This window comes from Williamsia sterculiae, from assembly GCF_900156495.1.
GTDB classification, from domain to species: Bacteria; Actinomycetota; Actinomycetes; order Mycobacteriales; family Mycobacteriaceae; genus Williamsia_B; species Williamsia_B sterculiae.
Genome location: NZ_FTNT01000004.1, coordinates 252,648 through 278,364, shown reverse-complemented (window position 1 = coordinate 278,364; position 25,717 = coordinate 252,648). Strand labels below are relative to the sequence as shown.

Below are 25,717 nucleotides of genomic sequence, written 5' to 3'. Positions count from 1 at the left end.
TACGCCGACTAGGGCCTCCACCACGGGCGCAGCGGGACGTTCGCCAGACCCTTGTCGTCGAGCTTGGTCGCCAGCACCTGATGTAGTTGCACGATGTTGCGGTCGAAACCGATTCGGCAGCCGGCCATGTACAGACCCCACAGTCGGGCGGTGGACTCACCGACCTCGGTGACAGCGGCATCCCAGTTGTCCACCAGATTGCGGTTCCAGTCGCGCAGGGTCATCGCGTAGTGCTCTCGCAGGTTCTCCTCGTGCAGCACCTCCATGCCACCAATGTCCTGCAGCTTGGTGATGATCGTGCCGGACCCGGTGAGCTCACCGTCGGGGAACACGTAGCGGTCGATGAACGAACCGGCGCGCTTGTTCTCCCGGTTGTCGGGGCGGGTGATGCAATGGTTCAGCAACAGACCACCGACCCGCAGCTTGTCGCGGATGGACGCGAAATAGCCCGGGTAGTTGCTCACTCCGATGTGCTCGGTCAGACCGATCGAGGACACCGCGTCGAAGTCACCCTCTGCGACGTCGCGGTAGTCACTGTGCCGGACCTCGGCGAACTCGCCGAGTCCGTCGGCGACGATCGCCCGTTGGGCCCACTCGGCCTGCTCCTGGGACAGCGTGACGCCGAGGGCGTGTACGCCGCGGCGGGCGGCGTAGCGGACCATGCCGCCCCAGCCGCAGCCGATGTCCAGCAGCCGGTCGCCGGCCTGCAGGTTGAGTTTCTCGAAGACCAGCCGGTACTTGTTCTCCTGGGCGGTCTCCAGACTCGCCTCACGGTCGGGGAAGCACGCGCAGGTGTAGGTCATCGACGGCCCGAGCACATACTCGTAGAACGTGTTCGACACGTCGTAGTGATGGTGTATGGCGTCGGCATCACGTGACCGGCTGTGCCGTAACCCCTCGGCGATCCGCCGCCACCGGGGGAGTGCCTCCTGCGGGGGCGGGGCGATCGGCTTGAAGTGTTCGAGACCCAGCGAGCGGGCGATGTGGGCCAGCGTCAGCGCGGAGGGGCGTTCGAATTCCACGTCGTCGGACAAGGTGCGCAGCGCCTCGTACGGGTCACCCGGATGCGCACCGCGCAGCGTGAGGTCGCCGGCGATGTAGGCCCGGGCCAGCCCCAGGTCGCCCGGGGCGGTGACCAGGTAGGTGGTGCCTCGGGGGGTCAGCAGATCAAGTCCGAACTCGGCATCGACCGGGCCGGTACTGCTGCCGTCGTATGCGGTGACCCGGATGTCGAGCGACCCCCCGCTGATCGCCTCCACGATCTCCGCGAGCGTCATCTTCGGCGACGACAGCGGCGACCGGGGGTCCGGACGGGTCGGGGAATCCCTGAATGTCGTCCCGCTCTTGAATGTCGTCACTGACGTTTCACCGCCTTCGCGTAGAGGTCGAGAAGTCGTGCCCTGGGGTCGTAGCGCTTCTTGAGCAGCCGGAGGGTCTCGCCGCCGTAGAGGCGGTCGAATTCCTCCTCACCATAGAACGACTCGGAGTAGAGCGACTTGTGGCCGTCGAGCTCGGATACCTTCTGCTCGATGAGCCGGTTGGTGTGGCCGTCCTGCTGACCGGGCAGTTTCGGTACCGCCGACCAGAAGCCCACGTTGACGTACGTGCGCCGCGGCTCCAGCGGGTACAACGGCCAGGGTCGCGCCGGGTCGGAACCCGCGACGGCGGGGTCGCGCAGGCGCAGCGGACACAACCACACCGGCTCGATCGGGATGTTCTGCAGGAACCATCCGACGAATTCTGCGGTGCGTTCGACCGGCACCTCGATGTCTTGCACCACCCGCTCGCCGGGCGGCTCACCCTTGCGGGCGGCCAGCCGATCGCCGATGTCGAAACGCTGGTCCAGGCCGATGAGCTTCCAGTAGAAGCTGCTGCGCAACAGGCGCTTCGGCCAGAATCGTCGGACACGCGGATTCTGCGCGCCGAAGGCCCGCGAACACCAGAACCAGTCGGTGTCCCATCGCCACAGGTAGTCGTGGATGGTCAACCGGTCCCGTCGCGGAGTCGCCGACGGCGGGTGCTGGATGGATCGGTAGTAGATGTATTCGTCGGTGTAGTCGCTCACCGGACCCGGCTCGTCGGTCTGCCTGCCCAGGGTGAGGTACGCCTCGGTGGCCGAGAACACTACACCGTCGAGGTAATCGATCCGTTCACCCTCGTGGGTCTTCTCCCGCACCAAGGTGTCGAGGGTCTCCTGCAGCCGGTTCAGCGAGGTGAACCGCAGGTGGCGCAGCTCCACGAAGGGCGCAACCGGCTCCAGTTCGATCCGCAGGCGAGTGGAGTAGCCGAGGGTGCCGTAGGAGTTGGGGAAGCCGAAGTAGAGGTCGGCGTTCTCGTTGTCGGGTCGTGCGGTGATCACCTCGCCGTCACCGGTGAGGATGTCCATCTCCAGCACCGATTCGTGCGGCAGGCCGCTGCGGAATGACGTGCTCTCGATGCCCAGCCCGGTGACGGCACCACCCAGGGTGATGGTCTTGAGTTGCGGCACCACCAGCGGGGCGAGCCCGTACGGCAGGGTCGCCGCCACCAGGTTCTCGTAGGTGCACATGCCCGCGACGTCGGCCGTGCGGTCGGCCTCGTTCACCGAGATGACCCGGTCCAGACCGGATACGTCCAGCCCGGGATACGGATTCGCGGCGCGCTTGCGGAACAGGTTGGACGTCTTCTTGGCCAACCGCACCCGCGCTGCCTCGGGGATGGCGCGATAGCTGGCCAGCAGGGTGTGCAGGCCGTCGGTGTACCCGGCCTCACCCATCTCCAGGGTGTCGCTGTCGCGTCGTGTCCGGATTGTCATCGTGTTTCGGGGCCCATCGTCGTCGGAACGCTCCCATCCGCAGAACTGCGATCAGGGGCCACCGCGAACCGTTCACCCCAACTGTCTGAGAGTAGGACGATCGACCAGGAGCCGCCAATCCGGTGTGCGGGCGGCACCGGACGGTGTCACAACCGTCGACTGCCGTTCATCGTCGCGACCGTCCGGCGATGTGACCGACGTCCGCTGGGTTACCGCGACCGAGTCTGGCAGGCTCGTCTCACACAGCGTGTGGGCGGCTACGGCTCGTACGCGCGACCGAGATCGGAGTGATTCACACGTGGGACAGGTGACCGCAACCAAGTCGATCGACATCAACGCGACGCCGGAGAAGGTGCTGGCCGCGCTCAGCGACTACAGCGGGGTGCGCCCGCAGATATTGCCCGACGAGTACCTCGACTTCCAGGTGCTCACCGGTGGTACGGGCACCGGAACCGTCGCCGAATGGACCCTCCAGGCCACGTCCAAACGCTCACGAGACGTCAAGGCGACGGTCGGCGTCGTCGACTCGACCATCACCGAGCGTGACGACAACTCCTCGATGATCACCGAGTACAAGGTGGTGCCGAAGGGGACCGGGTCGACCGTGGTGACCACCACCACCTGGGCCGGAGCCGGAGGTATCGGCGGCTTCTTCGAGAGGACGTTCGCACCGAAGGGCCTGAACAAGATTCAGGACAAGCTCCTCGGCAACCTCAAGGGTCTGCTGGAGAAGTAGGCGGGCGATCGACGATGGCACGTCGTCGGCGCACGTCACCGCTCCCACCGCGCGACGGCGTGGACGCCACCCGGGTGGTGCTGCGCGACGGCGCGGGATCGGTGGCGTCCGCGATCCTCGCCGTGCCGTCGTGTGCGGGACTGACTCTCGACGACCTGCGGCGACGGGTGGCCATGGGTGAGGTGCTGGGTGCTGCCGGCGACGTCGTCGACCTCGACGCACCCGCGGTGGTGAACACCACGGTCTATCTGTACCGAGACCTGCCCGTCGAGGCGCAGGTGCCGTTCGACCTACCCGTCCTGTACCGCGACGACGACATCGTGGTGGTGGACAAACCGCATTTCCTGGCCACGATGCCGCGTGGCAGTCATGTGGTGGAGTCTGCGCTGGTCCGGCTGCGTCGGACCCTCGGCATCGACGCCGTCAGTCCGGCCCATCGCCTGGACCGGTTGACCGCGGGAGTGCTGGTGTTCACCCTCCGGCCGGGCGTCCGCGCCGACTATCAACGATTGTTCGCCGACCGCATGGTCGAGAAGGAGTATCGAGCGTTGGCGCCGGTGCGACCGGAGTTGACGGCCGCCGTCGAGGTCGCGGACCGGATCGTCAAGACTGCCGGTGACCTGCGCGCCCGGGTTGTGGACGGACCGGTGAATGCACGCAGCACCATCGAACTGCTCGACGCCCGGACCGGTGAGTACCGGTTATGGCCGCACACCGGTCGTACACACCAGCTGCGGATGCACATGGCGGCGCTGGGGGTCGGGATCGTCGACGACCCGCTGTACCCGCAGGTCCGCCCGGAGTTGGCGGCGTTACCCGATGCCGGTGACTTCAGCCGACCGCTGCGGCTGGTCGCGCACCGGTTGGCGTTCGTCGACCCGATCTCCGGCGCGGAGCGGGAGTTCTTCAGCCATCGTCGGGTGGTGGGTCCGGCACCGGATTCGCGGTAGACGGGACGCCCGCCGCAGCCGCGAGGCGACCCGCTTCTGGGTGGTCCGTTCGCTCCGGATGTACTGCCCGAATCGGGCGATTCGATGCCCGCGGGCGCGCGCCACTGCTCGCCTCCTGGCAATTCGACGCCCTGATCGAGGCTTGCGTGGGCGACGCATCCGCTGCGACACGGTCTTGAAGACAAAGTGAACGAATGGTAACTTACCGTCAGGTCAATTACGGGAGGTCTGTTCGATGTCGGCGATGCACAGAGTGTGGGAACACGTTGAGAACCCGGTCGTGTTCGCGACTCCGTTTTTCCTCGCGCTCGTGACCGCTGAGGCGGTGATGCTAGCGGTCGAGAAACGCCGAGATGCGGCCCGCGATCGGTGGGAGGATGGCGGCGATTCTCATGGCAGGGTGCCCGCCGCACCGACAGCAAAGACCGGGTACTCGTTCGCCGACACTCGCACCAGTTTGATGATGGGGTCGGGCGCGGTGGTCGCGATGTTGGTGTTCAAGTCGCTGACGCTGTTGTTGTTCGCCGCGATCTGGACGTATGTGGCGCTGTGGCATATTCCGGTGACGTGGTGGAGCTGGGTGTTGCTCTTCGTGGTGGTCGACCTGACCTGGTATTGCAATCACCGGTTCTCGCATCGCGTCCGTATCGGTTGGGCCGCGCACCAGGCGCATCACTCCAGTGAGCACTTCAATCTGGGCACCGCGCTGCGACAGAAGTGGAATCCGTGGTCCGAAGCGATCTTCTGGTTACCGCTCCCGTTGCTGGGATTCACACCGTGGACCATATACGTCGCTTTCGGCTTCAATCTCATCTACCAGTTCTATCCTCATACCGAATACATCGGTCGGCTGCCCCGTCCGGTTGAGTTCGTGCTCAACACCCCCTCGCATCACCGGGTGCACCATGGCAGCGACCCCGAGTACCTGGACAAGAATTATGGTGGCATTTTGATTATTTGGGACCGCATCTTCGGTACGTTTCAGCAGGAGTTGCACACGCCGAAGTATGGCCTGACCAAGCCCGTCACCACTCATAATCCGTTCAAACTGGAGTACTTCGAGTATGCGAACGTAGTTCGTGATCTGCGCTCGGCGCGGTCGTTTCGCGAGCGGCTCGGGTACGTGGTCGGCCCTCCCGGGTGGCAGCCGGATCGATTGCGCGATGCGCAGCTCGCTGCCACGGTCGTCGCCGAGCCCGCCGACGGCGCAACGCCGGCCGCGGCGGGGCCGGCGTGACTCATGTCGGCACTCGCGGTATGCCGCGGGCGCACCGAGAAGCAATAATCCTCGACGCGGCTGTCGCCGAGTTTGGCCGAGACACCTATATGGGAGCACGGGTCGCAGCAATCGCGGCGAGCGCAGGTGTGTCCAAACCATTGGTCATGCAATACTTCGGCTCCAAAGAGGGTCTCTTCGTCGCGTGTGTCACCAGGGCTGGCGACAGTCTCGCCAGCCGTATCGACGACGTTCTGGCCGCCGGTACTCCCACGCTGATGACCGCCGCCGATACCCTCGCCGCCATCTTCGCAGCCCTTCAACCCCGGCCACACGACTGGACGGTGCTACAGGACCGCACCACTACCCGGGGATCACACGCCTATACCGCCGCCCAGGAGCAAAGACGCCGAATCTCCGGGCAGGGCTTACAGGGAGTCTCGGCACTCCTCGCGGCCACACCTGACCTCGGGCACATCGAACCCGACGACGTGGCGGTCTTGGCCGACGTGTGGGAAGCCATCGTGACGTCCATGGTGCAGTGGTGGTTACGACATCCAGACCAGACCGCCGACCAGATGACCGCCCGTAGCTACCGAGTCCTCGACACCATCGCACGCCTCGGCACCACCATCTCCACCTCGGTGACGACGGAATGAATTCCGCGAACGGTGTTCGACGTGAGACACCACCGATGTAGCTGCTGCGTCGGAACTGGCTGAACTACAACCACATACGGTGTGGAGTGACACCGCAGAGATGGGCTTCCTCGGACAAATCGAGCGTCACTCATCGGCACAGGTAGGAATGGTGTGAGTCCCGCCCACGGGTCAGCCGGATACGAAGACGAGGGAAAACAATTGCCGCAAGTCCGCGTGCACAAGCCTTGGCGGTCGCAAAGAAATCGAAGTAGTCGCGCCAGACGACAATCTGACCGCCGCGAACTTCGAATCTGCCGCATACCCACGAGTGGATGAACAGCGGACCAACACGTATCTCGTCGATTCGTTCGGTCAGCACAATGGTGCCATTAGCGGCGATGTTATCAACCTGCACCTTCATGCCGGCCCACCGGTTGTTGAGAAGTCTGAGTGCCGCTGCTGTTCGCTGTTTACCACGAAGGGTGGCCAATGAGACATTGGTGTAGACGATGTCGTCGCCGACCAGTGCCAGAGCCGCCTCGATATCACCATGCGTCAGCGATCGCAAAAAACTGCTGACCACGTCTCGCGAGATGTCGTACCCATGTTCTGCGGGGGACAAGACTTCCTCATTTCGCATGCCATCAAGTATGCGGGTTTGTTCACACATGGTGTGCGCATCCGACTATGCAATCGCAGAGTACCGGCACGGCCGATACTGCTGCTTCGTCAACGGCCACGGATGCGCGTCGTCTCACACAAAGCGGGGTCCGGATTGCGATCGAAGTCGCGAGAGAAGCATGGCCGGATCGAGGATGTGTTCCGGGTTTGGTAGGCCAACTTCACGAGATCCCCTTTCTGGTGACGTAATCTGTATCAGTTGTTACGGGCCATGAATTTCTGAGCATTGCCCTCGTCTGGGTTGATGAACGTAATGTCATCGGGGCGACGACGAGGAACATCAATTGCAAGTACAACGAATGGATGGACGTCGATACGTGGGAAACCATGTACCTGTCGCCGGGCGAACCTCAGGAAATCTCCGGGCTTTGCCTGCAATTCCTTGCCGTCGAGGTGGAACAATCCCTCCCCCGACACGACATAGAGGTGCTCATCGCAGTCTTCGTGGTAGTGCAGGGGTAAGGTCTGATAGATTCGGAAAATGCGACTGCTCGCCTCGGGAAAATCGCTGAAGTACACATCGGTGAGCATTGCGTCAGACTCGTCGGGTAGGTCGCGAATCTCGGCAAAGACATCAAATACCTGCCTGTTGTTGTCTGTTTGTGGGATGAACTCTGACATTTTGGGGGTTCCTTTCAATTATGGTCGGTCCACGGATCGGAGTGAAACGAGTCAATTGTGATCGTTTGGTGCTGGACCAGCTGCGATGGGTACGCTGAAGACTCGTATCGGAAACTGGAGTTCGTTCCGGCCGGAATTCATGCCTGGAGTTCGATCGAGCTGAGCTGCTGGAATGTACAGCCTGTGGTCGCGGGTAATCCATAACGCGTCTGGCCAGGCAAGTCGCGGATCGGCGATGACGGTTCTGTGGTTGCCTGTGGCGGAGATGGCTTCGATGCGATGATTCTCGGGGTCGCTGACGTACAGCGTGCCTTCAGCGTCCATCGCAGTGCCACCGATTGTGCCAAAGTCGGCAAACTTGCGAACATTGCGAGTCGCCTTGTCCGATAGTTCGGGGGCATCGAGCAGCCTGGCGTCGATAGAGAATATCGGTCCTGATGCCGGCGAAAAGTACACAACGTCACCCTGCGGTGATACCTCGATCTGGTCGGCATGAAGTTTCACCGGGCTGTTATCCGGCTTACGAAGTTCACGGCCGCCTCCGCCCAGCATTGCCCGTCTTGCGGTAGTCTCCGGCGCCCCATCGAGAACACGCCAGTTGAGCCCGGTCTGTAGATTCAACGAAATGAGCCCCGGGCTTCCTGCATCAGTGAGATAGGCCATGTTGCCTCGAAATCGCACGTCGTCGATGAAGCTGGTGCTCTTCTGCGAAATGGGGTAGACCCGGGTGACCGTGTTGCTGGTCAGGTCGACGCGAATCAGGCGGGCGGCACCGCGAACTGCAGGTTCGCCAAAGTCCGGTGCGCCACCATCAATGATCCACAGGGCGCCGTCGGGGCCGAGACGGATAGTGTTGGCCTTGACCAAACCGGTTCGCGGATCGTGTCTCGTGCTGTTCCAACGTTGGTCTGGGTAAGGAATCGGTCGGCCGTCACGAGGAGAGAGTTCGGCCACTTGTACGCCTCGACCCTCGGTCTGTGTGTAGACCACAAATCTCCGCCCACCCGGTGTGACGACAATCCCATTCACGACTCGGTCACTGGCGAACACTTCGGTGAGGACGTTGGGATCGGTCGACTGTGTCGAGGTGGACGTCGTGACAGGCGGGTTCGAGTCACAACCGCCACACGCGAGAAGTCCGGCGACCATGACGCACGGCACCCATGGGGACACAGCAACTCGTTTCAGTGGCAACGAACGCCGCCGATCCGTCCGGTTAGGTGGCCCCAGTCTCCGAGTAGTCAGCATGCGTCCTCCTTTAAAGGTGTTATGGTCCGGCCTCGATTCGAACGCTATCGCTCATCGAGGTCGCTGAAACAGGGTGAGACAGAGCCACCCTCAGAGAGAACGGGTTGATCGGCGCCAGGCGTTACGGTCACACTGGGTACCTCAGCGTCGCTGCCGCTCAGCCCCGGCTCGCGCCCGAACAGAAGGCAGTAATTGTGACGACAGTCCCGGTGCCCCACGCGCTCGTAGTCACACACTGGGCAGGTGTCGAACGCGATGAACTGCTACGTCCTGTCGCCGACCTCACGGCACGAGAGATTCGTGTGTCCATAGCATCGCCCAGGGGACGCGTCGTACAGACAGTCGTGGACGATGTGGAGCGTGCCGAAAGAGTCGATGCCGACCTCGACCTCGATTCCCTTGATCCCAACGCGTACGACATCGCTATTTTTCCAGGCGGGGTTGTCAATGCCGACCGTCTGAGACTCAACCGCACTGCAGTTGGCATCATCACCGAGTTCGCGGCTGCAGGAAAACCAGTCGCAATGATTTGTCATTCACCGTGGCTTCTCATCGAGACTGATTTGCTACCCGGAAAGACAGTGACTTCCTTCCCGAGTCTGCGGAGTGACTTACTCAATGCAGGCGCTGATTGGGTCGACCAACCAGTTGTGTCCAGCGACACCGATGCTTGGCGGCTCATCACCTCGCGACGTCCCATCGATTTGCGTGCCTTCGCCGACGAAATTGCAGGCACCCTCCTCGGTCGTCCATGAGTCTCGAAGAGTTGGGCCGATTCCTGCGGGCTCGTCGCAATACGCTGACACCCCCGGGTGACCTGGACGCTTGGCAAGGTCGTCGCGTGACTGGTCAGCGACGGGAAGAGGTTGCTGACGCGGCCGCGATCAGCACGGACTACTACACAAAGCTTGAACAGGGCCGTGCCTCTGCGCCGTCACAGCAGGTCATGGCATCGCTCGGCACCGTGATGGGTTGGTCCTCAAGTGACCGCGAGTACGCTGATCTGCTGGTACGCCCGCCGCAGTGGCGGATTGTTGCCGATAGCCAACTCCAATCCCACCTGGTCACGCTGGTAAGAGAGCATCATCTGGGGCCGGCGCTGCTCATAGAAGACGATCTCACCATTTCGGCCACCAATGAACTGGCTGATGAGCTGTTTTTCACGCCGCATGAGATCGACAGCGACCACGTCAATCTGGCACGATGGATATTCACCACTGAAGCTGCTCGACATTCTTTTGTGTATTGGCGCGCCAGGGCAAATGCCACAATTGCCATGCTGAAATTAACACTTGCCCAGAATCTGCCTGACGCAAAGGCGCTGTCAGTAATCGATGACCTGCAATCCACGCCGGCGTTCAATAGGTTGTGGCGCGATTACGCCTCGCATCCTCCAGCGCACGGAGCTGAGTCACTACGCGTCGGACGCCGGGGCATGCGACGTACATACCTGTACACAACTCTGCACGGCGCGGGGGCGCCGTGGCCACGTGTTCTCGTCTACATCAGTCAGTGATCGGGCCGCGAAGGACCCGTATGCTCTTCCTCGACCAAGTCAACGGGTCCGCGCCGCACTGCCGCTGGAAGGCTTCGACCAGGGCTTTGACCAGGTCGATTCCGCGTCCAACCGGCGAGGCCGGGTCGAGGGTGACGATGTCCTCGTCACGCCCCGGGCGCAAGCATGGTGGATCATGACTGACGTATGCCAGCATGCTGGATCGAGGGGCCAATGGCTGCTACATGATGCACTGAGGGAGGAGTCGGATGATCATCGCGTCGCACGACACCTTCCCGGACCTCGGTTGCGAGGCGATCATCTTTCTCGACGACGAGAGCGGTGAGTGCTTCCAGATCCAGCGTGACCTCCTGGGCACGGTCGAGACCCCGCGTCCGCGGTATTCGATCACCACCGGGGTCGGCGCCCCGGTGGACGAGGGGATCCTGAGCTGGCGACGCGACGACGACGAGTTCGAGTTCGCGCTGATCCCTCGGGCGGCGCGGCTCTTCGGCGGTGCGTCGTCGCTCGCGTTCCGGGTGGTCGCGGCGGAGGAGACCACGGTCGCCGACATCGCCGCGCACCTGGACCGGTTGGTCGGGTAGCGGCTGCTCGCCGCACGTGGGGCGTGGCCACCGCCCGCTTGTCGTCGGGACGATTACCCTGAGGGCGTGGATCCCGAGAACCCGATGGCAGGCCTGCTGGAGCAGGCGCAACAGATGCAGCAGCAGTTGCTGGCCGCACAGAACGAGATCGCGAACACCGAGATCTCCGGCACGGCGGGCAACGGACTGGTCACCGTGACCGGGTCCGGCACCGGTGAGGTGACCGCGGTGCAGATCTCACCCGACGTGGTCGACCGCGACGACGTCGACACCCTGCAGGACCTGGTGGTCGGGGCACTGGCCGACCTGGCGAGCAAACGCGAGGCCCTGACCCAGCAGAAGATGGGTCCGCTGGCCGGTGGTCTGGGTGGTGACATCCCCGGCCTCGGCGGACTGTGACGGCGGCCGATGTATGAAGGACCGATCCAGGACCTGATCGACGAGCTGGCCAAGCTCCCGGGACTCGGTCCGAAAGGGGCCCAGCGCATCGCGTTCCACCTCTTGTCGGTGGAGAACAAGGAGATCGACCGGTTGATCTCCGCCCTGGGGCACGTGCGCGACGACGTGACGTTCTGTGTGGAATGCGGCAACGTGGCGGCGAACAAGCTCTGCCGTATCTGCGCCGACGCGCGCCGGGACGCGACCAAGATCTGTGTGGTCGAGGAGCCCAAGGATGTGCAGGCCATCGAACGGACCAAGGAATTCACCGGCCGATACCACGTGCTCGGTGGAGCGCTGGATCCGCTGAACGGGGTCGGTCCGGATCAACTGCGGATTCGTGAGCTACTGCGTCGGCTGGCCGACCAGGACGACGGGGTGGACGTCTCGGAGATCATCGTCGCCACCGATCCCAACACCGAGGGTGAGGCGACGGCGACGTATCTGGTGCGGATGTTGCGGGACTTCCCTGGGCTGTCGGTGACCCGGCTCGCGTCCGGTCTGCCGATGGGCGGCGACCTGGAGTTCGCCGACGAACTCACCCTGGGTCGCGCGCTGTCGGGACGACGCGTCCTGTCGTGACGACCCAGGCGCTCGACGAGGACGCGCGTGTGCAGGCCCGGTTGTTGGCCGCGGAGATGCTGTCCGGCATCGTCGCGATCGACGGGCCGTCGGGCTCGGGTAAGTCGACGTTCGCCGACCTGTTGATGGCCGAGCTGGACGCGCGGGGAACCGCGGCTACGCTCATCCGCACCGACGAATTCGCCACCTGGGACAACCCGGTCGCGTGGTGGCCGGAATTGGAGTCGACCATCCTGCGGGACTTCACCCGACGCCGTGATCACCGGTATCGCCCGCGGGTGTGGGTCGACGGTGAGCCGGAGGTCGGGCCACCGGTGTGGCGGCGGTGGCAACCTCTGCTGATCATCGAGGGCGTGTCCAGCGCACGTCGGCGAATGGCAGACCGGTTGACCTACGCGCTGTGGCTCGACGGCGGCACCGCCGCCGAACGTCTCGAACGCGCCGTCGCTCGTGACGGCGAGGCCTGTCGTGAGCATCTGCGACGCTGGCAGCAGTTCGAACGCGGTTGGTTCGGGGTCGATCGCACCCGCGGTCGCTGTCGGGTGGTCGGCTGAGGCGTCGAGTGGGCCGAAACCCACGTCGAGTGGGCCGTCGTTCACGTCGACTGGGCGCATATCCCGGTCGGGTGGGCCGAACCGGCGGCGGTCGAGCCCGTCAGCGCTTCCGCGGCACGCCTGTCGACCACAGTGCCCAGGCGATCAATGCGGGCTGGAACACCAGGCGGACGAGTCGCTTGTTGTCCGTGTCCAATCCGAAGGCATTGCGCTTGTGCACATACTGGGCGAGGTTGCCCGGGAACACCGCGGCGAAGAAGACGGCCAACAACCGGCCGACCAGTACCCGATCCCGGGTCAGCACGGCGAGACCGGCACCCAACATGATCTCCACGCCACCCGAGGCCACCACCACGGCGTCCTCGTCCAACGGTACGAACTCCGGAACCTGTGCCCGGAACGCTCTCCGAGCCCAGAACAGATGACCGAGGCCGGCGAACACCATGGCACCCGCGAGGATCAGACGCGCAGTGGTGCGGGCAGGCGTGGTGGGAGGAGGACTGGGGAGCGCAGAAGTGGTCACAGCAACAGGTCTACCCAGATATCCCCGTCGGCGCCATCCGACGCCGGTGCTCGTGACGAGCGCGAACGACGGACCGCTGGACGACGTCAGCGCGGCTTGGCCAACGGGAAGGCCAGGGTCTCGCGGATCGACTGACCCGTCAGCAGCATCACGATCCGGTCCACACCGATCCCCAGCCCACCGGTGGGCATCATCGCGTGTTCCAGTGCCTGCAGGAAGTCCTCGTCGAGCTCCATGGCCTCCGGGTCGCCTCCGGCGGCCAGCAACGACTGCTCTGTCAGTCGCCTGCGTTGCTCCACCGGGTCGGTCAACTCGGTGTACGCGGTGCCCAATTCCACACCCCAGGCGACCAGATCCCATCGCTCGGTGACGCCGGCGATGGTGCGGTGGGCTCGGGTCAACGGTGACACCGAGGTGGGGAAGTCCTTGTAGAAGGTCGGGAACGTGGTCCGATCCTCGACGAGATGCTCGTACATCTCCAGGGCGACCTGACCGGCATCCCAGTCCTGCCGGTACGCGATCCCAATGTCGTCGCAGAGCTGTCGGAGTTCGCGCAGCCCCGTCGCCGGGGTCACCTCTGCCCCCAACGCCTCCGACACCGCGCCGTGCAGGGTCTTGATCGGCCACGTGCCGGAGATGTCGAATTCCTCGACCGCCCCGTCTCGTTCGACGAACACCACCTCGCGACCGTGCGCGGCCACCGCCGCGTTCTGGATGAGCTCGCGGGTGAGATGCAGCATGGTGTCGTAGTCACCGTGTGCTGCATAGGCTTCCAAACTGGTGAACTCCGGGTTGTGTTTGAAGTCGACTCCCTCGTTGCGGAAGTTGCGACCGATCTCGAACACCTTCTCCATCCCGCCGACGCACAGCCGCTTCAGATACAACTCCGGTGCGATCCGCAGGTAGAGATCCAGATCGTAGGCGTTGATGTGGGTGGTGAACGGGGCCGCGTTGGCTCCGCCGTGCACCGGTTGCAGGATCGGTGTCTCCACCTCCAGATACCCACGCTCGGACATGAAGTCACGGATCGACTTGACTATGCGACTGTGCACCACCAGAAGATCCCGAGCGCGTGGGTTCACCGCGAGATCCACGTACCGCTGTCGCACCCGAGCCTCGGGGTCGGTCAAACCGTGCCACTTGTCGGGTAGTGGATGCAGGCATTTGCCGAGCATCCGCCAGTCCGTGGCGAGCACCGACAGCTCCCCGGATCGGCTGTGCCCCATCGTTCCCGACACCTCGACGAGATCGCCGAGGTCGATGGTCGCGGCCACATCCGGTGCGGTGGGCGACATCGTGTGCGCGTCCACCAGCACCTGCACACCACCACTCCAGTCGCGTAGCTCCAGGAACACCACTTTGCCGAGGTCGCGCATCCGGATCACCCGACCGGCGATGCGGACCGCGGTCTCGAGCGGTGCGGACGCCGCATCGGAGACACTGTGCGACGGTGGATCCGCGGGCGGATAGGGGTCGATGCCCGCGTCGACCATCCGGTCGAGTTTTGACAGTCGCACCCGGACCTGCTCAGGTCGGCGCGCGCGGACGTGATCACCGTTGGCCTGGTCGGCGATGTGTGCGGCGATGGCGTCCACGTCGACCCCCTCGGGGATCGATGACGCATTTCCGGTGAATCGCGACGTCCGCGACGAGCCGAACTTCGGTAGTTTGACGAACCCCTCGTTGACCACCGCCGCCAATCCCACCCGGGGGATGGTGCGGTTGTCCTCCAGGCACAGAAAGCGCGGGCGCCACTCAGGCCGGTATTTGGCGTTGCTCTTGTACAGCGACTCCATCTGCACATACTTCGAGGCGAAGGTCAACGCCCCGTACATGGTTCGGAGCACCGGCCCCGCCCCGATCTGACCGCCCTCCTCGAACACCGCACGGAAGGCCGCGAAATTCATCGAGATGTAGAGGACGCCGAATTCCTCGGCGTTCTCGGCGAACTCGGTGACCATCGTCTCCACGAGACCGTTGACCGAACGGCGGTCGCGGCGCATCACGTCCAACGACGCCCCGTTGGTGCCCCATGGCACGAACGACAGCATCCCGACGACCTTCTCGTCGGCGGTGTCGGCGTGCTGCACCGCCTCGACCAGGATGCAGTCGCCGTCGGCGGGATCGCCCAGCCTGCCCAGGGCCATCGAGAATCCGCGTTCTTCGTCGGTGTCACGCCATTCGTCGGCCAGTCGAACCGTCTCGGCGAGCGCGGCCGGGCTCAGTTCCCCGTGCCGCCGGATCCGCACCGTGATCCCCGCGCGACGTACCCGCGCCACCGACTGACGCACCGCCTTCATCTCCGGACCGTTCACGTTGTACCCGCGCGTGTGGACGATCGCCTCGTCACCGATGTTGAGGATGTCGAAACCGGCGTCCTCCCACATCTGGGCACCGGTCACGCTGACCCCCATCGCAGCGGGATGCCAACCGTAGCGATCACAGATGGCGATGAACGCGGCGATCGCGTCGGGCCAGTACCTCTTGTCGCCCACCGGATCACCACCGGCCATGCAGGTGCCCACCTCCACGCGATAGGTGATGGCGGCCAGACCGTTGGGCGCGAAGACCACCGCCTTGTCACGTCGGGTGGAGAAGTAGGCCAGGGAGTCGTCACCGCTGTAACCATCGATCAACAACCGCAGCAGTCGTTCGTCCTCGGCCGTCAACGAGTTGTCCGAACGTTGGGACCGGAACAGCAATGCGGCAGCCGCGATCAGGGCCAGCGCGCCGAGCAGGCCGAGGAAACCGTCGACCGCCCCGTAGGAGTGTTCGGACCGGTCGTCGTCGGTCACCGGGACCGAACCGAAGGTCACCACATGATTGATGGCGTAGCCGAGTCGGTCGCCGGAGTGCACATGTCGTGGCAACAACTCGACGAGACCCCAGCCGAGCAGCGTGAACGCGACGAGTCCGCCGAACAACAGCCCGGCGGCCTTCCAGAGGGCGCCGCGCCGCACCCGCGTGTAGAACTGCCGGTAACTGGCGATCAGGTAGGCCAGTGCGATCAGCTGGAGGACCAATCCGACGCAGATGTTGACCCGGACGATGGTGTCGACGTCGTTGTCACGGGAGAAGGGCTCGAACAGATAGATCACGTTGGCCGTCCCGAAGGCCAGGATGTAGCCGACGGTCGACCACCAGGCGATGCGCTTGCGCATGGCCAGAGCAAAGGCCAACAGCCCCAGGACGAACGCCCACGCGAAGCTGGTATCGGGTGCAGAGATCAGATAGTTGTCGACGTATTCGCGTGGAACATGGGTGATCCGGCGGAACACCACCGACACACTGCTGATGAGACAGAAGACCGACAGACACCCCACCGCAGCACTGGCACGGCGAGGCGCGTCGGCGAACAGGCCGGCCGGGTGGGCCGCGCGGTCGGCCCGGCGACCACTCGACGCGGTGACCGTCATCCCTGGATCCGGTGGTCGGACGTCGACCATTCGGCGTCGCGCAACTCCTTCTTGCGGATCTTGCCGGTCGAGGTCTTGGGCAGCTCGATCAGGAACTCCACCGCCCGTGGCGCCTTGTACGAGGCGATGTGCGTTTTCACGTGCGCGATGAGCTCGGCCTCGAGGGTGCTGGTCCCGGTACCCTGCACAAGGGTGACGAAGGCCTTGGGCCGCTCTCCCCACTTCTCGTCGGGGACGCCGATGACCGCCACCTCCTGCACAGCCGCGTGACTGGCCAGTGCCTGCTCCACCTCGATGGTGGAGATGTTCTCGCCACCGGAGATCACCACGTCCTTGGCCCGGTCGAGCAGTTGCACGTATCCGTCGGGATGCATCACCCCCAGGTCACCGGAGTGGAACCAACCGCCGGCAAACGCGGCGGCGGTGTGCTCGTCGTCGGCGAAGTAGCCCTGCATCACCGAATTCCCGCGCATCACGATCTCACCCATCTCGGTGCCGTCGGCTGTCACGTCGACCAGCGCGTCGTCGGGGTCGGTTTGTTCACGCACGACGCGGAGTTCGTCCGACGTGATCATCCCGACGCCCTGCCGGGCGAGCAGTGCCGATTGCTCGTCCGCGGGGAGGTCGGTCCACTCCGGTTTGGTCTCGCAGATGGAGTAGGGGCCGTAGGTCTCGGTCAGACCGTAGACGTGGACCAGGGTGGCGCCGAGTCCCCGGATCCGACCGATGATGGTCGGACTGGGCGGTGCCCCCGCCGTCGTGATGGTGACCGGCCGGGTCAGCCGATGCGCCTGCGCGGCGGTGGCCAGTGCGGTGAGAACGGTTGGTGCACCGCACATGTGGTCGATGCCCTGGGCGTCGATCAGTTGCCACATGATGTCGCCGCGGACAGCGCGGAGACACACGTGGGTTCCTCCTGCCGCGGTCACCGCCCAGGTGGTGCACCACCCGTTGCAATGGAACATCGGCAGGGTCCACAGGTAACGGGTGTCGGCGTCGAACCCCTGATGGAACACCTCGCCCAGGGCGTTCAGGTAGGCGCCCCGGTGGGTGTAGACCACACCTTTGGGTCGTCCAGTGGTGCCCGAGGTGTAGTTGATGGAGATGGCACGGGTCTCGTCGTCGACCTCCCATGGGATCACCGCTGTACCCGTCGCGCGTCCCACGAAGTCGGCCAACGGTGTGCCGACTCCGTGGAGATCGCCGTCGACGTCGGGAATCTCCACGACCTCCTCGACCGCACCGGGTCGGGCGGTGTCGGCGCCGACCCCGGTCAGCAGGTCACCGTCACCGAAAAGCAACCGCGCGCCGGAGTGTTCGCAGATGTAGTCGACCTCCCGGGCCGACAGTCTGGTGTTCACCGCCACCAACACGCCGCCGAACAGCGGAATGGCGTAGTGCGCCGCCAGCAGTTCGGCCGAATTGGTGCCGAGGAACGCCACCCGGTCACCCGCGGCCATCCCGGATGACACACAGGCGTCGGCGAGGCGGGTCACCCGCGAGGCGAACTCCCGGTAGGTGAGTGCGCGGGATCCATCGACGACGGCGACCTTGTCGGGGTACACGGCCGCCGCGCGACCCAGGAATCGTAGGGGTGTGAGTGGTGTGTCCAACCCGGACATCTGACGCGCTCCTTCGCCTCGACCTCTGACCGTCACCACCGAGCGGCAGGATTGTCGATCGTATCGTGGCCCAGGAGGGTCGTGTAGCGGGCGCGGCTCGCCGCGGTCGGCGGCCTACCGATCGCCGGGCAGGCCGATGGCGGTCATCGCGGGGGCGCGGTGAACTCGATGTTGATGTCGTCGGGGTCCTGCACCGAGAGGATGAAGCCGTTGTCGCCGAGGTCGGTGATCTCACCGTGCTCGATGCCGCGTTCGTCCAGCGCGACCACGGCGTCGTCCAGCTCGGCCCGTGACGCGAGCGCGAAGCTGACGTGATCGAGTCCGGTCTGCGCCGAGTCGAATCGGGTGGAGCCGACCGGGCGTAGCCCGAACAGTGTGCCCTGTGGGGTCTGGTAGACCACACCGCCGTAGAACTTCTCCTGCGACTCCCGCACTCCGGGCTCGTCCGCGTGGTCCGAGGCATCCACCGCGATCGGCCAACCGAACAAGTCGTCGTAGAACTGTTTGGACCGTCCGATGTCGGTCACGGTGAGGCGTACGTGTGCGAATCCGGTGCTGTCGACGAGTGCCATGTCTCCGACGCTACTCATGGGCATGCCACCCGTCGAACGTCTCGTCATCCGCGTCGGGCCGCGGCGAGACGTTCGGTGCGCAACCGGTTCACCTCGTCGAGGTCCAGGGGCGGGAGGCTCTCGACACCCAGGGCGCGCCGTAACAGCAGGTCGGCGAGCTGCGGATTCCGGGCTAGTGCCGGACCGTGCAGGTAGGTCCCGATCACCGAACCCTGCACCGCTCCCTCGATCTTCTCGCCTGCCCCGTTGCCCACCCCGTGGTCGACCCGACCCAGCGGCCGGGCTGCCGGGCCCAGGGTGCTGCCACCGCGATGGTTCTCGAAACCCAGGAGCGGCGCGTCGAGTTCATCGATGAGCGGGGTGGTGGCCAGTTCGCCGATGCTGCGGATCTCCTGCGGCCGCGTGGTGAGGTCGAGGAGGGAGATCCCGTCCACCCGCTCACCCGCCGACGTCTCGTACCAGTGTCCGAGGACCTGGATCGCCGCACAGATGGCGAGCACGGGTGCACCGCGTTCGGCGGCGCGCTGCAGACCCGGGTGGCGGGTGAGATGCCGAGTGGCCAGGCGCTGGGCGTAGTCCTCGGCACCACCGAGTGTGTACACGTCCAACGACTCCGGTACCGGGTCGTCGAGGGTGATCTGCTGGATCTGGGCATCGATGCCCCGCATCCGGGCCCGCTGCCGCAACACGAGCGCGTTGCCGCCGTCGCCGTAGGTGCCCATCACGTCGGGCAGGACCAGTCCGATGCGCACGGTCGAGGTGGTGTCGCTCATCGTCGCTCCTGCCCGTCGGCGGGGATCCGTCCGTGTCGTGCCGCCCGGTCGATCGCGACCCCGAGGTCGCGGAAAGCGGTGTAGTTGGCCAGCACCTCCACCCGTCCGGGCGGGCAGGAGGCGATGGCGCGCATCGGATCATCGATGGTGGTGTGCTCGGCGCCCGCGTACAGCAACCGGACCCCGAGGTCGGCGGCACGTTCGCCTGCCGCGACCACCTGCATCGTCTCGAACGCCTCGAAGCGAACGTCCCACAGCCAGGAGAGGTCCTCACCGTCGGGAACCTGGCCGTTCACCGCGATGACCAGACCGTCGGCGTCCTGGTCGATCATCGACATCGCCTCCTGCCAGCCGGCGGGGTTCTTGGCCAGCAGCATGCGAACGGAATGACTTCCGACCTGGCGGATGCCGTACCGTCCCGCCACCTCACCGACCGCGGACACAGCGGTGACCGCGGTGTCGGGGTCGGCACCCATGGCCACAGCCGCCGCGACCGCCTGGGTCGCGTTGCCGCGGTTGGCGTTACCGGGCAGCTGCAGCGACAACTCGGCGTGAAAACCGTCCGGTCCGTGGATGCCCTTGTCATCGAACCACCAGTCCGGCGTCGGCCGTCGGAAGTCGGTTCCGCTGCTGTACCAGTCGATCCCGTCACGGACGATGGGCTCACCCGAGCGCGGACAACTGACGGAGTCGTTGGCCCAGCCACCGCCTGCGGCCACCCAGATCACCTGCGCGGCGTCGTAGGCGGCCGATGCCACCAGGACGTCGTCACAATTGGCGATCACGGTCATCTCCGGGTGGCGTTCGATGCCGGCGCGTAACTTCCGCTCGATGGAGTTGATCTCGCCGACCCTGTCCAGCTGGTCTCGCGAGAGGTTCAGCAGCACGAGCACTTCGGGTTCGGTGAAGTCGGCGACGTGTGGGACGTGCAGTTCGTCCACCTCGAGTGCGGCGACGGCGGCGTGCTGCTCCTGGGTGAGGGCGGCGATGATGCCCGCATCCATGTTCGCGCCGTCGGCCTGGGTGACCACCTCGCCGACCCCGGCCAGTGCGGCGGCGACCATCCGGGTGGTGGTCGATTTGCCGTTGGTCCCGGTGATCAGGGCGGTGCGCTTACCGGCCGCCAAGCGCTGCATGATCGACGGGTCGATCCGCGCCGCGATGAGCCCCCCGATCATCGAGCCCTTGCCGCGACCGGATTTACGGGACGCCCAGCGAGCGGCCCGCGCCGCGGCCAGCGCCACCTGGGTCCGGGTGGGCAGTGACCTCGTCGAGACGCGCGTCGGCGGGTTGGACATGGGTGCGAGTCTCGCACACCCGCCCTCGGGAGGCGGAGCCGCCGAGCGCACCGACCAGGCACCCCGTGATCACCACCACGGCACCGACGAGTTCCACCACCGTCGGCCGCTCCCCGAGCAGCAGCCACGACGCGGAGATGCCGACCACGGGCACCAACAGCGAGAAGGGTGCGACCCGGCTGGCCGGACACCGGGCCATTAGGTGCGTCCAGATCCCCGACCCGACGACCGTCGCCAGCACCACCACATAGGCCAGCCCGGCCAGCGCGAGTAGCCCGCCGTGGCCGCCCAGGGTGGTCAGGCTGCGTATTCCCGCGCTCGGGCCCTCGACGGCCAGGCTGAGTGCGAACATCGGGATCGGCGGGACGACGGACATCCACAGGGTCAGTCGCAGCGGGTTGTCGGGTCGTGCCATCCGGCTGCCGAGATTCCCGAACGCCCAGCCGAGACCCGCGGCCAATGTCAGCAGGACCGGGATCAGGGCCGCCCCCGAACCGTGCAGGTCACGATCGACGGCGATGGCCGTCATCCCCACCACGGCGACGGAGATACCCACCACCTGGGCACGTGACATCCGTTCGCCGAGCAGCAACACCCCGAGGATGACGGTGAACGGCGCCGACGATTGCAGCACCAACGAGGCCAGACCGGTGGGCATCCCCGCATCCATCGCCCAGAACAGGAAGGTGAACTGCAGGATGCCGAACCCCGTGCCGTAGAGCAGTAGCCATCGCCAGGCGACGTCGGGTCGCGGGACGAACAACACCACCGGGACGGCCATCAGGGTGAACCGCAGGGCGCCGAAGAAGAACGGTGGGAAGTGGTCGAGGCCGAGGTGGATCGCGATGAAGTTCAGTCCCCACAACACGGCCACACCGACACCCAGGAATCGATCTCTGGTGGTCATGAACCCATCCTGGGCCGGGGAGTCAGTGCAGAACAATCGAATTGTTATGCATTGTCTGTTAAGAAGGACTGAAATGTGGCAAGGTTGCCCCGGTGGACGTGAAACGCCTGCGCATCCTGCGCGAGTTCGCCGACCGCGGGTCCGTGGGCACCGTGGCCGTGGCCCTGCACATGACACCGTCGGCGGTCTCTCAGCAGCTCAAGTTGTTGGCCGCGGAGGCAGGCATCGAACTGCTCGAACCCGTCGGCAGGGGTCTGCGGCTCACTCCGGCGGGACGGGCGCTGGTGTTGCGTGCCGACGACGTGGTCGCGGCGGTGGACCGGGCCACCGAGGAGATGCGTGCCTACCGGGGCGGTCGGGCGGGCGCTCTGCGCATCGCGTCGTTTCCGTCGGGTGCGGCCCTGCTGGCACCGACGGCGGTGCGGTCGCTCTCCGATGACGGGATCGAGGTGATGATCGCGGACCTGGACGTCGCCTACGGTGACGCCCCGCGTGCGCTCGTCGATCACGACCTGGTGGTCACCCACCGCGACGAACGGATGCCTCCGGTGACCGATCCGCGGGTGCGGAGGGTCGAGCTGATGCGGGAGCCGATCGATGTGGTGGTTCCGAGAGGTGGCGCGCTGGCGCAACGGCCGTCGGTACGCCCCCACGACCTGGCCGACTCGTCGTGGATCAGTGTTCCCGAAGGCTTTCCCGTCGACGACGTGCTCCTCTCGGTGGCAGCGGCCACCGGTGTGGTGCCGCGGGTCACCCAGCGGATCGTCGACTTCGCGGTGATCCAGGCGCTGGTCGCCGCCGACCAGGGGATCGCCCTGCTACCGCGCCACTGCGTCGGCCACCCCGGCGTCACCCGGCTGACCCTCGACGGGGTGCGTGCCGCGCGGGTCGTCGAGGTGTTGACCCGCCCGGACACACGCGGTCGCCCGTTGGTCGAGCGAGGTGTGCGAGCGTTGCGGAGGGCGGCCGACGCGGCGGTCGAGGGGACCGGACCGGTCAGCGCCAACCCAGCGCGGGCGCCACGTGGGTCAGGATCGACTCGATGACGTGCGCGTTGTACTCCACTCCGAGCTGATTGGGCACGGTGAGCAGCAGGGTGTCGGCGTCGGCGATGGCCTGGTCCTCACGGAGCTGTTCGATCAGCTTGTCCGGCTCGTCGGCGTAGGAGCGCCCGAACCGTGCGGTGGTGCCGTCGATGATGCCGACCTGGTCGGATTCCTGACCGCCGCGACCGAAATAGGCACGGTCACGGTCGTCGGTGATTGCGAAGATGCTGCGGCTCACCGACACCCGCGGCTCGCGCGCGTGACCGGCCGTTGCCCAGGCGTCGCGGAACCGCTGGATCTGCTCGGCCTGCAACTTGTGGAACGGGATGCCGGTGTCCTCGGTGAGCAGCGTCGACGACATCAGGTTCATCCCCTGCTGCGCGGTCCATTCCGCGGTCGCTCGACTGCCCGCACCCCACCAGATGCGATCCCGCAGGCCGGCGGAGTACGGCTCCACGCGGAGCAGTCCCGGTGGATTGGGGAACATCGGGGCGGGGTTCGGCTGGGCGAACTGCGTGCCCTCGACGACCTGGAGGAACACGTCGGTGTGCCTGCGCGCCATGTCGGCGTCGGACTCACCCTCGGCGGGTGCATAACCGAAATGCCGGTACCCGTCGATGACCTGCTCGGGTGATCCCCGGCTCAGCCCGAGTTGGAGGCGTCCACCCGCGATCAGGTCCGCGGCGCCGGCATCCTCGGCCATGTACATGGGGTTCTCGTAACGCATGTCGATGACGCCGGTGCCGATCTCGATCCGGTTGGTCTTGGCCCCGACCGCCGACAGCAGTGGGAACGGCGAACCGAGTTGTCGGGCGAAGTGGTGCACGCGGAAGTAGGCGCCGTCGGCGCCGAGTTCCTCGGCGGCCACGGCGAGGTCGATGGATTGGAGCAGCGTGTCGGCCGCGGTCCGGGTCTGCGACCCCGGAGACGACGACCAGTGCCCGAACGACAGGAAGCCGATGTTCTTCATGCACGGCTCAACCGGACTGTGGTCCGTTTTGTTCCCGCGATGTTCGGCCCGGCGAACGCGGACAACGGCCCACTCGACGCGAACGACGGCCCGCTCGACGGGGTGGTGTCGAGCGGGCCGTCGCAGGTGTCGTGGATCAGGGGGCCCAGGTACGCGGAGCAGGCTCGGCGTCGGGCTCCGCGGAGAGTGCGGCCGCATTGCGGTGGGCGCGGTTGATCGCGGAGACCACCGCCCGTAGCGACGCGGTGGTGATCGAGGTGGCGATGCCGACACCCCACACCGTCTCACCGTTCACATCCGCCTCCACATACGAGGCGGCGCTGGCGTCACCGCCCGCGGTGAGTGCGTGTTCGCTGTAATCGAGCACCCGCACGTCGTACCCGACCGTGCCCAACGCATCGGTGAACGCGTCGAGGGGTCCGTTGCCGTGACCGGAGATCTCGCGTTCGACCCCGTTCACCTTCACCACGGCGGTGATGCTGTCCTCACCGCCGTCCACCTCGGCCGCGTCGACCCGCTGCCGCATGCGTTCCAGTGGGGAGATCGGCTGCAGGTATTCGTCGGCGAAGATGTCCCACATCGCTTTGGGCGAGACCTCGCCACCTTCACCGTCGGTGACCTTCTGTACCTCGCGGCTGAACTCGATCTGCAGGCGCCGCGGCAGCGACAGCCCGTGGTCGGCCTTCATGATGTAGGCGACACCGCCCTTGCCCGACTGACTGTTGACGCGGATGACGGCCTCGTAGTTGCGGCCCACGTCCTTCGGGTCGATGGGCAGATACGGCACCTGCCACACGATGTCGTCGATGTCGGAATCGGCGTCGTCGGCGTCGATCTTCATCTGGTCGAGACCCTTGTTGATCGCGTCCTGGTGGCTGCCGGAGAACGCGGTGTAGACCAGGTCGCCGCCGTAGGGGTGGCGCTCGGGAACGCCCAACTGGTTGCAGTACTCCACCGTGCGACGGATCTCGTCGATGTCGGAGAAGCTGATCTGTGGGTCCACCCCACGGCTGAACAGATTCATCCCGAGGGTCACCAGGCAGACGTTGCCGGTGCGCTCACCGTTGCCGAACAGGCAACCCTCGATGCGGTCCGCACCCGCCTGGAAACCCAGTTCGGCTGCGGCAACCGCGGTTCCACGATCGTTGTGGGGGTGCAGGCTGAGGATCACCGACTCCCGCCGGGCGAGATTGCGGCTCATCCACTCGATGGAGTCGGCGTAGACGTTGGGTGTGGTCATCTCCACCGTCGCAGGCAGATTCAGGATGATCGGCGCCTGCGGGGTGGGTGCGATGATCTCGGTGACCGCGTCGCAGACCTCGACCGCGAAGGACAACTCGGTGCCGGTGTAGGACTCCGGCGAGTACTCGTACCGCCAGTTGGTGTCCGGGTACTTCTGTTGTTCGGCGCGCACCTTGTGGGCGGCGTCGGTGGCGATCTTCTTGATCGCGTCGCGGTCGGCGCGGAACACCACTCGACGCTGCAGCACCGAGGTGGAGTTGTAGAAATGCACGATCACGTTCGCCGCGCCGCGGCATGCGTCGAAGGTCCGCTCGATCAACTCGTCACGGCACTGGGTGAGCACCTGGATGGTGACGTCATCGGGAATCGCGTTGTCCTCGATGATCTCTCGGACGAAGTCGTAATCGGTCTGACTGGCCGAGGGGAACCCGACCTCGATCTCCTTGTACCCCATCCGCACCAGCAGGTCGAACATACGACGCTTGCGGGCCGGACTCATCGGGTCGATCAGCGCCTGGTTGCCGTCACGCAGATCCACCGCGCACCACAGCGGCGCCCGGTCGATGACCACATCGGGCCAGGTGCGGTCGGGAATCGAGATCTTCTCGACCTCGTCGGCGAACTGTCGATAACGGTGGGTGGGCATCGGCGAATCGCGCTGCGGATTCCAGGCGGGCTGGCCGGCGGGTATGGGGCCGCTCGGCTCGACGATGCGCGATACGCCCGAGGTGAAAGTGTCTGCTGCTGCCATGATGGGTCGTCTCCGGTGATGGTGAGGAGTGACCGG

General features: G+C 65.4%; 25 protein-coding genes. 11 read left to right on the top strand and 14 right to left on the bottom strand.

The window, feature by feature from the left end:
* Positions 1 to 8 precede the first annotated feature (8 nt).
* The gene (locus tag BW971_RS09250; RefSeq protein ID WP_076478754.1) at positions 9 to 1,358 is read right to left on the bottom strand and encodes a class I SAM-dependent methyltransferase; all 1,350 of its coding nucleotides are present in this window, start codon (positions 1,356 to 1,358) and stop codon (positions 9 to 11) included.
* Positions 1,355 to 2,755: an FAD-binding oxidoreductase gene (locus BW971_RS09245; protein WP_076478933.1), complete on the bottom strand. Its 1,401-nt coding sequence runs from the start codon at positions 2,753 to 2,755 to the stop codon at positions 1,355 to 1,357. Before BW971_RS09245 ends, BW971_RS09250 begins: the two co-directional genes overlap by 4 nt.
* Before the next feature lie 337 nt (positions 2,756 to 3,092).
* On the opposite strand from BW971_RS09245, the gene BW971_RS09240 reads away from it, so the two are divergent.
* The 4 genes from BW971_RS09240 to BW971_RS09225 all read left to right on the top strand — a co-directional run bounded on the left by BW971_RS09240 (position 3,093) and on the right by BW971_RS09225 (position 6,355).
* On the top strand, positions 3,093 to 3,530 hold the full coding sequence (locus BW971_RS09240; RefSeq protein ID WP_076478752.1) for an SRPBCC family protein: 438 nt from the start codon (positions 3,093 to 3,095) through the stop codon (positions 3,528 to 3,530).
* A gap of 14 nt (positions 3,531 to 3,544) precedes the next feature.
* Positions 3,545 to 4,480: a pseudouridine synthase gene (locus BW971_RS09235; protein WP_076478750.1), complete on the top strand. Its 936-nt coding sequence runs from the start codon at positions 3,545 to 3,547 to the stop codon at positions 4,478 to 4,480.
* A 244-nt stretch (positions 4,481 to 4,724) separates the two neighbouring features.
* Complete coding sequence (locus BW971_RS09230) at positions 4,725 to 5,717, top strand: sterol desaturase family protein (RefSeq protein ID WP_083709607.1); 993 nt, start codon at positions 4,725 to 4,727, stop codon at positions 5,715 to 5,717.
* 20 nt (positions 5,718 to 5,737) lie between these two features.
* Positions 5,738 to 6,355: a TetR/AcrR family transcriptional regulator gene (locus BW971_RS09225; protein WP_076478744.1), complete on the top strand. Its 618-nt coding sequence runs from the start codon at positions 5,738 to 5,740 to the stop codon at positions 6,353 to 6,355.
* 130 nt (positions 6,356 to 6,485) lie between these two features.
* Here the strand turns inward: BW971_RS09225 and BW971_RS09220 are convergent, their stop codons facing one another.
* The 3 genes from BW971_RS09220 to BW971_RS09210 form a co-directional block, all read right to left on the bottom strand.
* Positions 6,486 to 6,977: a limonene-1,2-epoxide hydrolase family protein gene (locus BW971_RS09220; RefSeq protein WP_076478742.1), complete on the bottom strand. Its 492-nt coding sequence runs from the start codon at positions 6,975 to 6,977 to the stop codon at positions 6,486 to 6,488.
* Positions 6,978 to 7,213: 236 nt separating this feature from the next.
* Complete coding sequence (locus tag BW971_RS09215) at positions 7,214 to 7,639, bottom strand: cupin domain-containing protein (RefSeq protein WP_076478740.1); 426 nt, start codon at positions 7,637 to 7,639, stop codon at positions 7,214 to 7,216.
* 51 nt (positions 7,640 to 7,690) lie between these two features.
* Positions 7,691 to 8,593 carry an L-dopachrome tautomerase-related protein gene (locus BW971_RS09210; protein WP_159441844.1) on the bottom strand — a complete coding sequence of 301 codons (903 nt, stop codon included), beginning with the start codon at positions 8,591 to 8,593 and terminating at the stop codon, positions 7,691 to 7,693.
* 488 nt (positions 8,594 to 9,081) lie between these two features.
* On the opposite strand from BW971_RS09210, the gene BW971_RS09205 reads away from it, so the two are divergent.
* From BW971_RS09205 to BW971_RS09180, 6 genes are all read left to right on the top strand, one after another.
* Complete coding sequence (locus tag BW971_RS09205) at positions 9,082 to 9,642, top strand: DJ-1/PfpI family protein (RefSeq protein WP_327200967.1); 561 nt, start codon at positions 9,082 to 9,084, stop codon at positions 9,640 to 9,642.
* Positions 9,639 to 10,403, top strand: coding sequence for an MmyB family transcriptional regulator (locus BW971_RS09200; RefSeq protein ID WP_076478737.1), 765 nt, complete (start codon positions 9,639 to 9,641; stop codon positions 10,401 to 10,403). The genes BW971_RS09205 and BW971_RS09200 overlap by 4 nt, the downstream gene beginning before the upstream one ends.
* A gap of 248 nt (positions 10,404 to 10,651) precedes the next feature.
* Positions 10,652 to 10,987, top strand: coding sequence for a hypothetical protein (locus BW971_RS09195; protein ID WP_076478735.1), 336 nt, complete (start codon positions 10,652 to 10,654; stop codon positions 10,985 to 10,987).
* A gap of 84 nt (positions 10,988 to 11,071) precedes the next feature.
* Positions 11,072 to 11,386, top strand: coding sequence for a YbaB/EbfC family nucleoid-associated protein (locus tag BW971_RS09190; protein WP_076478929.1), 315 nt, complete (start codon positions 11,072 to 11,074; stop codon positions 11,384 to 11,386).
* Between the two features lie 9 nt (positions 11,387 to 11,395).
* The gene (gene recR, locus BW971_RS09185) at positions 11,396 to 12,007 is read left to right on the top strand and encodes a recombination mediator RecR (protein ID WP_076478734.1); all 612 of its coding nucleotides are present in this window, start codon (positions 11,396 to 11,398) and stop codon (positions 12,005 to 12,007) included.
* A 56-nt stretch (positions 12,008 to 12,063) separates the two neighbouring features.
* Positions 12,064 to 12,561: a uridine kinase family protein gene (locus BW971_RS09180; protein WP_143690280.1), complete on the top strand. Its 498-nt coding sequence runs from the start codon at positions 12,064 to 12,066 to the stop codon at positions 12,559 to 12,561.
* A 100-nt stretch (positions 12,562 to 12,661) separates the two neighbouring features.
* Here BW971_RS09180 and BW971_RS09175 read toward each other — a convergent pair whose 3' ends face one another.
* The 7 genes from BW971_RS09175 to BW971_RS09145 form a co-directional block, all read right to left on the bottom strand.
* The gene (locus tag BW971_RS09175; RefSeq protein ID WP_234974324.1) at positions 12,662 to 13,006 is read right to left on the bottom strand and encodes a DoxX family protein; all 345 of its coding nucleotides are present in this window, start codon (positions 13,004 to 13,006) and stop codon (positions 12,662 to 12,664) included.
* A gap of 164 nt (positions 13,007 to 13,170) precedes the next feature.
* The gene (gene lysX / locus BW971_RS09170) at positions 13,171 to 16,530 is read right to left on the bottom strand and encodes a bifunctional lysylphosphatidylglycerol synthetase/lysine--tRNA ligase LysX (RefSeq protein ID WP_083709561.1); all 3,360 of its coding nucleotides are present in this window, start codon (positions 16,528 to 16,530) and stop codon (positions 13,171 to 13,173) included.
* Positions 16,497 to 18,122: an AMP-binding protein gene (locus BW971_RS09165; RefSeq protein ID WP_076478728.1), complete on the bottom strand. Its 1,626-nt coding sequence runs from the start codon at positions 18,120 to 18,122 to the stop codon at positions 16,497 to 16,499. The genes lysX and BW971_RS09165 overlap by 34 nt, the downstream gene beginning before the upstream one ends.
* Before the next feature lie 143 nt (positions 18,123 to 18,265).
* Positions 18,266 to 18,694 carry a VOC family protein gene (locus tag BW971_RS09160; RefSeq protein ID WP_076478726.1) on the bottom strand — a complete coding sequence of 143 codons (429 nt, stop codon included), beginning with the start codon at positions 18,692 to 18,694 and terminating at the stop codon, positions 18,266 to 18,268.
* A 44-nt stretch (positions 18,695 to 18,738) separates the two neighbouring features.
* Positions 18,739 to 19,467 carry a type 1 glutamine amidotransferase gene (locus tag BW971_RS09155; RefSeq protein ID WP_076478724.1) on the bottom strand — a complete coding sequence of 243 codons (729 nt, stop codon included), beginning with the start codon at positions 19,465 to 19,467 and terminating at the stop codon, positions 18,739 to 18,741.
* The gene (locus BW971_RS09150) at positions 19,464 to 20,765 is read right to left on the bottom strand and encodes a Mur ligase family protein (RefSeq protein WP_076478722.1); all 1,302 of its coding nucleotides are present in this window, start codon (positions 20,763 to 20,765) and stop codon (positions 19,464 to 19,466) included. Before BW971_RS09150 ends, BW971_RS09155 begins: the two co-directional genes overlap by 4 nt.
* A complete protein-coding gene (locus tag BW971_RS09145) occupies positions 20,668 to 21,672 on the bottom strand; it encodes an EamA family transporter (RefSeq protein ID WP_083709559.1) in 1,005 nt (334 codons plus the stop codon). The genes BW971_RS09150 and BW971_RS09145 overlap by 98 nt, the downstream gene beginning before the upstream one ends.
* 92 nt (positions 21,673 to 21,764) lie before the next feature.
* Here BW971_RS09145 and BW971_RS09140 point away from each other — a divergent pair, with 92 nt between their 5' ends.
* Complete coding sequence (locus BW971_RS09140) at positions 21,765 to 22,718, top strand: LysR family transcriptional regulator (RefSeq protein ID WP_076478721.1); 954 nt, start codon at positions 21,765 to 21,767, stop codon at positions 22,716 to 22,718.
* Here BW971_RS09140 and BW971_RS09135 read toward each other — a convergent pair.
* Positions 22,669 to 23,688 carry an LLM class flavin-dependent oxidoreductase gene (locus BW971_RS09135; RefSeq protein ID WP_076478718.1) on the bottom strand — a complete coding sequence of 340 codons (1,020 nt, stop codon included), beginning with the start codon at positions 23,686 to 23,688 and terminating at the stop codon, positions 22,669 to 22,671. The genes BW971_RS09140 and BW971_RS09135 overlap by 50 nt on opposite strands.
* 136 nt (positions 23,689 to 23,824) lie before the next feature.
* Positions 23,825 to 25,681, bottom strand: a complete 1,857-nt coding sequence (gene leuA / locus BW971_RS09130; protein ID WP_076478716.1) for a 2-isopropylmalate synthase — start codon at positions 25,679 to 25,681, stop codon at positions 23,825 to 23,827.
* Between the last annotated feature and the right edge of the window lie 36 nt (positions 25,682 to 25,717).

Excerpts from the sequence above, each read along its gene's own strand:
- BW971_RS09245 (WP_076478933.1), bottom strand. The coding sequence starts at position 2,755 with ATGGGTGAGGCCGGGTACACCGACGGCCTGCACACCCTGCTGGCCAGC.
- BW971_RS09235 (WP_076478750.1), top strand. The coding sequence starts at position 3,545 with ATGGCACGTCGTCGGCGCACGTCACCGCTCCCACCGCGCGACGGCGTG.
- BW971_RS09230 (WP_083709607.1), top strand. The coding sequence starts at position 4,725 with ATGCACAGAGTGTGGGAACACGTTGAGAACCCGGTCGTGTTCGCGACT.
- BW971_RS09225 (WP_076478744.1), top strand. The coding sequence starts at position 5,738 with ATGCCGCGGGCGCACCGAGAAGCAATAATCCTCGACGCGGCTGTCGCC.
- BW971_RS09220 (WP_076478742.1), bottom strand. The coding sequence starts at position 6,977 with ATGCGAAATGAGGAAGTCTTGTCCCCCGCAGAACATGGGTACGACATC.
- BW971_RS09215 (WP_076478740.1), bottom strand. The coding sequence starts at position 7,639 with ATGTCAGAGTTCATCCCACAAACAGACAACAACAGGCAGGTATTTGAT.
- BW971_RS09200 (WP_076478737.1), top strand. The coding sequence starts at position 9,639 with ATGAGTCTCGAAGAGTTGGGCCGATTCCTGCGGGCTCGTCGCAATACG.
- BW971_RS09195 (WP_076478735.1), top strand. The coding sequence starts at position 10,652 with ATGATCATCGCGTCGCACGACACCTTCCCGGACCTCGGTTGCGAGGCG.
- BW971_RS09190 (WP_076478929.1), top strand. The coding sequence starts at position 11,072 with ATGGCAGGCCTGCTGGAGCAGGCGCAACAGATGCAGCAGCAGTTGCTG.
- recR (WP_076478734.1), top strand. The coding sequence starts at position 11,396 with ATGTATGAAGGACCGATCCAGGACCTGATCGACGAGCTGGCCAAGCTC.
- BW971_RS09180 (WP_143690280.1), top strand. The coding sequence starts at position 12,064 with ATGCTGTCCGGCATCGTCGCGATCGACGGGCCGTCGGGCTCGGGTAAG.
- BW971_RS09175 (WP_234974324.1), bottom strand. The coding sequence starts at position 13,006 with ATGGTGTTCGCCGGCCTCGGTCATCTGTTCTGGGCTCGGAGAGCGTTC.
- lysX (WP_083709561.1), bottom strand. The coding sequence starts at position 16,530 with ATGGTCGACGTCCGACCACCGGATCCAGGGATGACGGTCACCGCGTCG.
- BW971_RS09165 (WP_076478728.1), bottom strand. The coding sequence starts at position 18,122 with ATGTCCGGGTTGGACACACCACTCACACCCCTACGATTCCTGGGTCGC.
- BW971_RS09160 (WP_076478726.1), bottom strand. The coding sequence starts at position 18,694 with ATGGCACTCGTCGACAGCACCGGATTCGCACACGTACGCCTCACCGTG.
- BW971_RS09155 (WP_076478724.1), bottom strand. The coding sequence starts at position 19,467 with ATGAGCGACACCACCTCGACCGTGCGCATCGGACTGGTCCTGCCCGAC.
- BW971_RS09150 (WP_076478722.1), bottom strand. The coding sequence starts at position 20,765 with ATGTCCAACCCGCCGACGCGCGTCTCGACGAGGTCACTGCCCACCCGG.
- BW971_RS09145 (WP_083709559.1), bottom strand. The coding sequence starts at position 21,672 with ATGACCACCAGAGATCGATTCCTGGGTGTCGGTGTGGCCGTGTTGTGG.
- BW971_RS09135 (WP_076478718.1), bottom strand. The coding sequence starts at position 23,688 with ATGAAGAACATCGGCTTCCTGTCGTTCGGGCACTGGTCGTCGTCTCCG.
- leuA (WP_076478716.1), bottom strand. The coding sequence starts at position 25,681 with ATGGCAGCAGCAGACACTTTCACCTCGGGCGTATCGCGCATCGTCGAG.